The sequence below is a fragment of the Nostoc sp. 2RC genome, from assembly GCF_014222165.1.
In the GTDB taxonomy this organism is placed as follows: Bacteria; Cyanobacteriota; Cyanobacteriia; order Cyanobacteriales; family Nostocaceae; genus Nostoc; species Nostoc linckia.
The window spans coordinates 1-1,186 of the sequence record NZ_JACKZU010000721.1 but is presented as its reverse complement, the minus strand read 5'-3'; the positions used below and the strand labels follow the sequence as shown (position 1 = coordinate 1,186).

At 40.9% G+C, this 1,186-nt stretch carries 1 protein-coding gene; it reads left to right on the top strand.

Annotation, left to right across the window (positions count from 1 at the left end):
• The first annotated feature begins 482 nt into the window (after positions 1–482).
• A complete protein-coding gene (infC, locus tag GNE10_RS34655) occupies positions 483–1,016 on the top strand; it encodes a translation initiation factor IF-3 (protein WP_099069477.1) in 534 nt (177 codons plus the stop codon).
• Positions 1,017–1,186 lie beyond the last annotated feature (170 nt).

Below are 1,186 nucleotides of genomic sequence, written 5' to 3'. Positions count from 1 at the left end.
CCCCAACCCTCCCCTTGCCAAGGGGAAGGCGCCGTCAGGCGGGTGGGGCATCTGTCGCAAACATTTTTTGAATCGGTATTACTTCATTTATCTAAGTAAATTTAACAATATTTTTAATAAATAATGTTATTAACAATACTTTATGTAGGATGATGTGTTACATTGGTATTTGATAGATGCTTTGTATCTGTATCTTGCTATTGTGGAGATTATCTGTGTAATCTGAAGTTTTACAGTGTTGACAAAAAAATTTGACAATACTTAACAATTTGCAAAGATGTGTCATTGAAATTAACTATTCCAGAGAAATTCTCTCACAATTGAGTAGAATGACAAATACAGCGACGCAACTATTTCATGAATTAGTTACCCTAGAACTGTAGACTTATGTTTTCAGTCCTGACTTATTTCAGTATTTTGCCTCAGAGGCATACCAGTCAAAACCACACCAAATCCTTCATTCAGAGCTCCCACAAATCATAATGCCTGTGATTGAGAAAAAAAGAACTCGCGATCTGCCCCAAATTAACGAAAGGATTCGCTTCCCGAAAATTCGGGTTATTGACACTGATGGCGGCCAATTGGGGATTATGCCCCCCCAAGAAGCACTACAACTAGCAGAGGAAAAAGAACTAGATTTAGTGCTATTAAGTGACAAAGCTGACCCGCCAGTTTGTCGGATTATGGACTATGGGAAATACAAGTTTGAACAGGAGAAAAAGGCGCGGGAAGCCCGTAAAAAACAGCACACGGCTGATGTCAAAGAAGTTAAAATGCGCTACAAAATAGAAGAACACGACTACAACGTCCGTGTCAAGCAAGCAGAGCGCTTTTTAAAAGATGGTGATAAAGTCAAAGCGACTGTGATGTTTCGGGGTCGAGAAATTCAACACAGCGACCTCGCTGAAGATTTACTCAAACGTATGGCAACGGACTTAGAGCCGTTTGGTGAAGTCCAGCAAGCGCCCAAAAAAGAAGGGCGAAACATGATGATGCTTCTCTCACCCAAAAAATAATCTTCTAATTTTTCAATAAATAAGCGAACAAAATCCCTTGGTTAGAAGCCAGGGGATTTTTTCATTTTGGGTATTGGGCATGGGGCATTGGGCATCAATACTGCTCGCTTTGTGCATTTTCAACTCGGAATTTGGTTTTGGGAAAAGGTGAGCCAGCGCGGTCTTGGGGG

What these genes read in the sequence shown, in the direction of transcription:
- infC (WP_099069477.1), top strand. Translation starts at nt 483, where the DNA reads ATGCCTGTGATTGAGAAAAAAAGAACTCGCGATCTGCCCCAAATTAAC.